This window comes from Mesorhizobium sp. M7A.F.Ca.US.002.01.1.1, assembly GCF_004022955.1.
Classification (GTDB): domain Bacteria; phylum Pseudomonadota; class Alphaproteobacteria; order Rhizobiales; family Rhizobiaceae; genus Mesorhizobium; species Mesorhizobium ciceri.
Map to the genome: position 1 here is coordinate 1 of NZ_RZQE01000250.1, position 8,464 is coordinate 8,464.

Annotated in this window: 6 protein-coding genes; all 6 read left to right on the forward strand. The window is 61.3% G+C overall.

What is annotated here, in order from left to right:
• A partial coding sequence (locus tag EN932_RS22005) for a cytochrome c family protein (RefSeq protein WP_164890565.1) occupies positions 1 to 608 on the forward strand: 608 nt, incomplete at its 5' end.
• A gap of 157 nt (positions 609 to 765) precedes the next feature.
• Positions 766 to 2,640 carry an extracellular solute-binding protein gene (locus EN932_RS22010; protein WP_063169976.1) on the forward strand — a complete coding sequence of 625 codons (1,875 nt, stop codon included), beginning with the start codon at positions 766 to 768 and terminating at the stop codon, positions 2,638 to 2,640.
• Positions 2,640 to 4,508: an extracellular solute-binding protein gene (locus EN932_RS22015; RefSeq protein WP_127385031.1), complete on the forward strand. Its 1,869-nt coding sequence runs from the start codon at positions 2,640 to 2,642 to the stop codon at positions 4,506 to 4,508. The genes EN932_RS22010 and EN932_RS22015 overlap by 1 nt, the downstream gene beginning before the upstream one ends.
• Before the next feature lie 30 nt (positions 4,509 to 4,538).
• Entirely contained in the window at positions 4,539 to 5,636 is a 1,098-nt protein-coding gene (locus EN932_RS22020) for a microcin C ABC transporter permease YejB (protein ID WP_013527941.1), read from the forward strand.
• A complete protein-coding gene (locus tag EN932_RS22025) occupies positions 5,636 to 6,781 on the forward strand; it encodes an ABC transporter permease (protein ID WP_027161790.1) in 1,146 nt (381 codons plus the stop codon). The genes EN932_RS22020 and EN932_RS22025 overlap by 1 nt, the downstream gene beginning before the upstream one ends.
• Positions 6,778 to 8,409: an ABC transporter ATP-binding protein gene (locus EN932_RS22030; RefSeq protein WP_013527943.1), complete on the forward strand. Its 1,632-nt coding sequence runs from the start codon at positions 6,778 to 6,780 to the stop codon at positions 8,407 to 8,409. Before EN932_RS22025 ends, EN932_RS22030 begins: the two co-directional genes overlap by 4 nt.
• Positions 8,410 to 8,464: the final 55 nt, after the last annotated feature.

Genomic DNA, 8,464 nt, shown 5'->3' on the forward strand with positions numbered 1-8,464 from the left:
GCATTGTGTCCGATGCGCTGTTTGCGTCGCCGGCGCCGGAAAAGCCTGGTTTCGCCATCGAGGCCGCCGAGCCCGCCGAAGGCGGTCCGGCCGCGCCCGCCGCCGCGGCCAAGCCGATCGCCGATCTGCTGGCGACCGCCAATGTCGAGCAGGGTGCCGCCGTCTTCAAGAAGTGCCAGGCCTGCCATTCCGGCGAAAAGGGCGGCCCCAACAAGGTCGGCCCGGACCTGTGGGACCTCGTCGACCGCCCGGTCGCCGAGCATGAAGGCTTTGCCTATTCGGCCGGCATGAAGGAATTCTCCAAGGGCGGCACCGAGAAGTGGACCTACGACAACATCAACCACTTCATCACCTCGCCGAAGAAATTCGTGAAGGGCACCGCCATGGGCTTCGCCGGCCTGCCCAAGGACGAGGACCGCGCCAACGTCATCGCCTATCTGCGCACGCTGTCCGACAATCCCAAGCCGCTGCCGGCACCAGGGGCTGCCGCCGATGCAGGCGCCAAGCCTGCCGATGCAGCCGCTCCGGCAAAGCCGGCTGAGGGTGCCGCGCCGGCCGCTCCCGCCGCCCCGGCTCCGGCCGCACCGGCACCGGCGCCTGCCCAATAATTTCGATATCATCTCAACGACCTTGAAAAAGCCGGGTTCAGCCCGGCTTTTTTATTGGGAAAACCGCATAGGCGGCGACAAAGCCGCGCATGACGGTTTTCACGAGCGCCAAATCATCTAGATTGCCCATGAACGGGCATCGCGAAGAGGATAGTGCATGACGGTTGGCCGAACGCTTCTCAAGTCGTTGCTGGCGGCAGCCCTTCTGGCGGCGGGATTGCAGGCTGCCCGCGCCGACGAATGGCGCACCACCTCATCGCTGATCGGCGAGTCCAAATACGGCGCCAATTTCCAGCACTACGACTACGTCAATCCGAACGCGCCCAAGGGCGGCACGCTGAATTCGGTGGAACTCGGCACCTTCGACAGCTTCAATCCTTTCATCGCACGCGGCACCCCTGCCGCAGGATTGAACTATCAGGGTGGGCTCCTCTACCAGTCGCTGATGGCGAAATCCCTTGACGAGGGCAGCGTCAACCATCCCGAGATAGCAGACGCCTACAAGTACCCAGCCGATTTTTCATCCGCAACTTATCGGCTCGACCCGCGTGCCAGATGGCATGATGGCCAACCGATCACCGTGGATGACGTGATTTGGTCATTCAACTTTCTCAAAAAGGAAAGTCCGCAGTTCAACCGCTATTTCGCCAACGTCACCGAGGCGGTCGCCGTTTCAGATCGGGAAGTCGAGTTCCGTTTTGATCAGAAGGGCAATCGCGAGTTACCGCTGATCATGGCGGATGTGGTGGTGCTGCCGAAGCACTGGTGGGAAGGCACCGATGCCAACGGCAAGAAGCGCGACATCACCCAGCCAAGCCTTGAAATCCCGCTCGGCTCTGGACCCTACAAGATCGAGAGCTTCAAACCTGGTTCGGAAGTCGTCTGGCGACGCGTTCCGGACTTCTGGGCCGCCGATCTGGCCATCAATGTCGGGCGCAACAACTACGACACCAGACGCTACACCTACATTCTCGATGACAACGCCGCGTGGCAAGCCTTCACCAAAGGCGGATATGAGGACATCCAGGCTGAAAACAGTGCGCGATTATGGATGACGCGCTACAATTTTCCGGCTCTCAAAGCCGGCGATGTCATCAAGCGGGAGTTCAAGGCGACATCACTCGCCTCGATGCAAGGTTTCATGCTGAACACGCGACGGACAAAGTTCCAGGATCGGCGCGTGCGCGAGGCGCTCGGTTACGCCTTCGACTTCGAAACCTTGAACCGCACCCAATCCTTCGGCCTCAACACCCGCTCCAACAGCTATTTCATGGGCAGCGAACTTGCTTCGAGCGGACTGCCGCGGGGCAAAGAATTGGAGATCCTCAATCAATACAAGGGCAAGCTCCCGCCAGAACTGTTTACCCAGGAGTTCAAGCTTCCGGTCTTCGATAGCCCGAAGGCCGAGCGGTCGTACCTGCGCGAAGCGATCGATCTGTTTGCGGCGGCGGGTTGGAAAATCCAGAATGGCCGTATGACCAATGAGAAAAGCGGGGAGCCTTTTACCGTCGAGATTCTGGGCTTCGACCAGGGCGCCGAACAAACGGTCAATCCATTTGTAAATATGCTGGGAAAGATCGGCATCTCGGCTTCGTTCAGGATAGTCGATACCAGCCAGTACATCGCTCGCGTCAACAATTTCGACTACGACGTCATAACCTCTCGGCTGCCGCAGTCGGACTCGCCGGGCAATGAACAACGCGAGTACTGGAGTTCGAAGGCAGCCGATACACCGGGCTCACGAAATTACGCGGGGATCAAGGACCCAGTGGTCGACGCACTGGTTGAACGCGTTATCTTCGCGACGGATCGCGACGACCTGCTCGCCGCCACTCATGCGCTCGACCGGGTTCTGTTGTGGAATTTCTATTGCGTCCCGCAATTCACCCGATCCGTAACCTGGCTGGCCTACTGGAACAAATTCGGCATCCCGGAAAAACAGCCGACTTACTTGGGTCCCGACATCGATTCCTGGTGGATCGACCCGGACAAGGAGAAGGCGCTGGCGGCCAAATACAAGGGCGGCAATTGATGGCGGCCCTGCCTCGCCGCGACTTTCTCGCCCTGGGCAGTGCCGCGGCAGCCGCTGCCCTGTTGCCGGGCCGGGCCTTCGCCGACATTGCGACCGGCATCAAGCTGCATGGCCTGTCCGCCTTCGGCGACCTCAAGTACAAGCCCGATTTCGCGCATTTCGACTACGTCAATCCGGACGCGCCCAAGGGCGGCCAGATGAATTTCGCGCCGCCGAACGCAACCCTCAATCAGAGCTTCCTGACCTTCAACACGTTGAATTTCCTGGTGTTGAAGGGTGAGGCGCCGCCGCGCGCCGAACTCTGTTTCGATTCGCTGATGACAAGCGCGCTCGATGAGCCGGATGCAGTCTATGGCCTGCTTGCCGAAACCGTTGCCCTGTCGCCAGACCGCAACGGTTTCCGCTTCGTGCTGCGACCGCAAGCGCGTTTCCACGACGGCTCGCCGCTGACCGCGCAAGACGTTGTCTTTGCGCTGAAGCTCTATAAGGACAAGGGCCATCCGAACCTTTCCCAGGCGTTGCGGTACATGACCGACGTGGTTGCGGTCGATCCCACCACCGTCGATCTCACCCTCAACGGCAAGCAGTCGGCGCAAAACGTCCTTGCGATCGTGGGGATGCCGATCGTCTCCAAGGCCTTTTACACGGCCAATGATTTCGATGCTTCGACCATGACGCCGCCGCTTGGCTCGGGACCCTACAAGATTGGACGCGTGGCGGCCGGACAGACGGTCGAATATGACCGCGTCGCCGATTATTGGGGCCGCGATCTCCCGGTGAACCGCGGCCTCTACAATTTCGACCGCATCCGCATCGACTTCTATCTTGACCGGCAGGCGGCATTCGAGGCCTTCAAGAAAGGCGACACGCATTTTCGCGAGGAATTCACCTCACGGGTATGGGCGACCGGATACGACTTTCCGGCGCTGAAGGACGGCAAGGTCCTCAAACGGGAATTTCCCGGCGAGAAGACGCCAGACATGCAGAGCGTCGCGCTGAACCAGCGTCGTCCGCAATTCCGCGATGAGCGGGTGCGGCGGGCGATCGCCAGATGTTTCGATTTCGAATGGATGAAGCGGGCCTTGTTTTACGGCTCCTACGAGCGTTCTCAATCGAACTTCGAACGATCGGATTACAAGGCCGAAGGCCTGCCCTCGCCTGACGAATTGGCCCTGCTGGAGCCATTCCGGGCCGAGTTGCCGCCAGAGGTTTTCGGTGAAGCGGTAACACAGCCCCTGTCCGACGGTTCGGGCCATGACCGCAAGCTGCTGGGCGAGGCTTCGAGATTGCTTGCGCAAGCCGGCTGGAAGCGCGACGGCAGTTTCGTCGTCAATGACAAGGGTGAGCGGCTGCGGGTCGAAATGCTGGCGGAGGACGATGGCATCGTTCGTATCTACACCCCGTGGTCGGAGAATATGAAGGCGATCGGGATCGACGCATCGATCCGGCAAATCGATTCGGCGCAGTATGAGCAGCGGCACAGCAATTACGACTTCGATCTTGCCTTGCTGCATTGGTCGATCGGGGCGACGCCGACTGACGACAGCCTGCAGATGCTCTATGATTCCCGCATGGCGAAAATCCCGGGGCAGCGCAACTATCCCGGCACCGAAAGCAAGGCCATCGACGCCCTGATCGCGGCAGCAGCCAAGGCGAAAGACCGTATAGAACTCGTCACGGCGCTCAGAGCGCTCGACCGGGTCTTGCGCGCGCGGCTGGACTGGATTCCAACATACTATCTGGCGAATCACCGCGTCGCCTATTGGGACATGTTCGGCTTTGTCGAACAGAAGCCTGATTTCGGCTTTCCGGTCGAGACGCTGTGGTGGTTCGATAAGGGCAAGGCGGCAAGAATTGGCAAAGGCTGAGATGTTCGCTCAACGAGGGCAGAAGGCCTGATGGGCGCCTATATCCTGCGCCGCATCCTTTTGATGATCCCGACGCTGTTCGGCATCATGGCGATATCCTTCGCCGTCATCCAGTTCGCCCCCGGCGGTCCGGTCGAACAGGTCATCGCCCGGCTGACCAATCAGGGCGGCAGCGACCGCCTCGGCGGTGGTGGCGGCGACGCGGGTGCCGGCGGCAATTTCGATGCCGCCGGTGACGTCAGCTCGAAATATCGCGGTGCGCAGGGGCTCGATCCGGAATTCATCAAGAAGCTGGAAAAGCAGTTCGGCTTCGACAAGCCGCCGCTCGAGCGCTTCGGCATGATGCTGTGGAACTATGCCCGCTTCGATTTCGGCGACAGCTATTTCCGCGACATTTCGGTGCTCGACCTGATCCTGGAAAAAATGCCGGTGTCGATCTCGATCGGGCTGTGGATCACGCTGTTGTCCTATTTGATCTCGATCCCGCTCGGCATCCGCAAGGCGGTCAAGGACGGCACTCCCTTCGACGTCTGGACCAGCGGCGTCGTCATTGTCGGCTATGCCATTCCGGGCTTCCTGTTCGGCATCATGCTGATGGTGCTGTTTGCCGGCGGGTCTTTCTGGGACTGGTTTCCGTTGCGCGGCCTCACCTCGGACAATTGGGATCAATTGTCGTGGTGGGGAAAGATCGTCGACTATTTCTGGCACATGACATTGCCGCTGACCGCGCTGGTGCTGTCGGCCTTCGCCACCACGACGCTGCTGACCAAGAACTCGTTCCTCGAAGAAATCCGCAAACAGTATGTGGTGACGGCGCGGGCCAAGGGTCTGTCGGAACGGCAGGTGCTCTACGGCCACGTCTTCCGCAACGCCATGCTGATCGTCATCGCCGGTTTTCCCGGCGCCTTCATCTCGGCCTTCTTCACCGGCTCGCTGCTGATCGAGAACATCTTCTCCCTCGATGGCCTCGGTCTGCTCGGCTTCCGGTCGGTGGTCGAGCGCGACTATCCGGTGGTGTTCGCCAATCTCTACATCTTCTCGCTGCTCGGGCTGTTCGTCGGGCTCTTGTCCGACCTGCTCTACACCTGGGTCGATCCGCGCATCGATTTCGAGCGGAGAGACGTCTGATGTCGGAGGCTACAGTCCCCGTCGACGCGGCACCCGCGCGGATCAAGCGGCCGTTTCTGTCGCCGCTCAACAAGCGCCGCCTGCAGAACTTCAAAGCCAACCGCCGCGGCTACTGGTCGCTGTGGATCTTCCTCGTCCTGTTCGTGCTGTCGCTGTTTTCCGAGTTCATCGCCAACGACAAGCCGATCATCGCTTCCTACAAGGGCGAAATCCTGTTTCCGGTGTTGGTCGCCTACCCCGAGGAAAAATTCGGCGGCTTCTATGCCGTCACCGACTATCGCGATCCGGTCATCCAGGACGAGATCAACGCCAATGGCTGGATGATCTGGCCGCCGGTGCGCTACTCCTATCAGACGGTCAACAACGCTATTCCCGAAGCAGCACCGGCCAAGCCGTCGTGGCAGTATGACGCCAAGACACGCTGCAATCAGTATCCGCAGGGTGCTGCCGACCCCGCCTGCATCGTCGGCAACTGGAATTGGCTCGGCACCGACGACCAGGCGCGCGACGTGCTGGCGCGCGTCATCTACGGCTTCCGCATTTCGGTGCTGTTCGGCCTGATCCTGACCGCCGGCTCCGCCTTGATCGGCGTCGCGGCCGGCGCCGTGCAAGGCTATTTCGGCGGCTGGACGGATCTCTTGTTCCAGCGTTTCATCGAGATCTGGTCCGCCATCCCGGTGCTCTATCTCCTGCTCATCGTCGCCGCCATCCTGCCGCCGGGCTTCTTCATCCTGCTCGGCCTGATGCTGCTGTTTTCCTGGGTGGCGCTGGTCGGCGTGGTGCGGGCCGAGTTCCTGCGCGCCCGCAATTTCGAATATGTCAACGCGGCCCGGGCGCTCGGCGTGCCCAACCGCACCATCATGTTCCGGCACCTGTTGCCCAACGCCATGGTGGCGACACTGACCTTCATGCCCTTCCTGCTCTCGGGCTCGATCTCGACGCTGACCTCGCTCGACTATCTCGGCTTTGGCCTGCCGCCCGGCTCCGCCTCGCTCGGCGAATTGCTCAAGCAGGCGCAGCGCAACCTCAATGCGCCGTGGCTCGGCATTTCCGGCTTCGTCGTCATCTCGCTGATGCTGTCCCTGCTGGTCTTCGTCGGCGAGGCGACGCGCGACGCCTTCGATCCGCGCAAGACGTTCAGATGAGCGAAGCCCCCTTGCTCAGCGTACAGGACCTCAGCGTCGCCTTCAGCCAGGGCGGCGGCCAGTCGACGGCTGTCGACCACATCTCGTTCGACATCGCCAAGGGCGAGACGGTGGCGCTGGTCGGCGAATCCGGCTCCGGCAAATCGGTCTCGGCGCTTTCGGTGCTGAAGCTTTTGCCCTATCCAAGCGCCAGCCACCCCTCGGGAAAGATCGTGTTCCAGGGCAACGACCTGCTGGCGATGGGCGAGAAGCAGTTGCGGCAGGTGCGCGGCAACAAGATCACCATGATCTTCCAGGAGCCGATGACCTCGCTCAATCCGCTGCACACGATCGAGCATCAAATCGTCGAGATCCTGAAGCTGCACCAAGGCATGGCCGACCGCCCCGCCAAGGAGCGCACGCTGGCCCTGCTCAACGAGGTTGGCATCCGCGATCCGCACAAGCGCCTCGATGCCTATCCACACCAGTTGTCCGGGGGCCAGCGCCAGCGCGTGATGATCGCCATGGCGCTGGCCAACGAGCCCGAACTTCTGATCGCCGACGAGCCGACGACGGCGCTCGACGTCACCGTTCAGGCGCAGATCCTCGAACTGCTGGCCGGCTTGAAGAGCCGCAAGGGCATGTCGATGCTGTTCATCACCCATGATCTCGGCATCGTGCGCAAGATTGCCGACCGCGTCTGCGTGATGACCAAGGGCAAGATCGTCGAGACCGGCCCGACCAAGGAGATTTTCGCCAATCCGCAGCATGCCTACACAAGGCATCTGCTGGCGGCCGAGCCGAAGGGCAAGCCGCCGGCCGCCAATGCCGACGCCAAGCCGGTCATGACCGGCAAGGACATAAAGGTCTGGTTCCCGATCAAGCAGGGCTTCTTCCGCCGCACCGTCGACAATGTGAAGGCAGTGGACGGCATCGATGTCACCGTGCGCGCCGGCCAGACGCTCGGCGTGGTCGGCGAATCCGGCTCCGGCAAGACGACGCTCGGCTTGGCGCTGGCGCGCATGATCTCGTCGACCGGCATGATCCAGTTCAACGGTCGCGACATCAACCAGCTGTCCTTCAATGCAATGCGGCCGCTCAGGCGCGAATTGCAGATCGTCTTCCAGGATCCGTTCGGCTCGCTCAGCCCGCGCATGTCGATCGCCGAGATCATCGAGGAAGGCCTCAAGATCCACGAGCCGAAGCTGTCGCCCGACGAGCGCGACGACAAGGTGGCCGCCGTGCTGAAGGAGGTTGGGCTCGATCCGGCGACCCGCAACCGCTACCCGCACGAGTTTTCCGGCGGCCAGCGCCAGCGCGTTGCCATCGCACGCGCCATGGTGCTCAACCCGCGCTTCGTCATGCTGGACGAGCCGACATCGGCACTCGACATGAGCGTGCAGGCGCAGGTTGTCGACCTGCTGCGCAGCCTGCAGGCCAAGCACGATCTCGCCTATCTCTTCATCAGCCATGATTTGAAAGTCATCCGGGCGCTCGCCAACGACGTCATCGTCATGCGCAATGGCAGGATCGTCGAAGCCGGCCCTTCCCAGCAGATTTTTGAAAATCCGCAAACCGACTATACTCGGGCGCTGATCTCGGCCGCCTTCAAGATCGAGACGGCACCGGTCGGCATCGTCAGCGAGTGATTTGCGTAAAGAGGGACTAGAGGACCGCAATGGAAAAAGGCCGCATCCTGCTTGC

Bases quoted from the DNA above. Each gene is read 5' to 3' on its own strand.
- EN932_RS22010 (WP_063169976.1), top strand. From the start codon at position 766: ATGACGGTTGGCCGAACGCTTCTCAAGTCGTTGCTGGCGGCAGCCCTT.
- EN932_RS22015 (WP_127385031.1), top strand. From the start codon at position 2,640: ATGGCGGCCCTGCCTCGCCGCGACTTTCTCGCCCTGGGCAGTGCCGCG.
- EN932_RS22020 (WP_013527941.1), top strand. From the start codon at position 4,539: ATGGGCGCCTATATCCTGCGCCGCATCCTTTTGATGATCCCGACGCTG.
- EN932_RS22025 (WP_027161790.1), top strand. From the start codon at position 5,636: ATGTCGGAGGCTACAGTCCCCGTCGACGCGGCACCCGCGCGGATCAAG.
- EN932_RS22030 (WP_013527943.1), top strand. From the start codon at position 6,778: ATGAGCGAAGCCCCCTTGCTCAGCGTACAGGACCTCAGCGTCGCCTTC.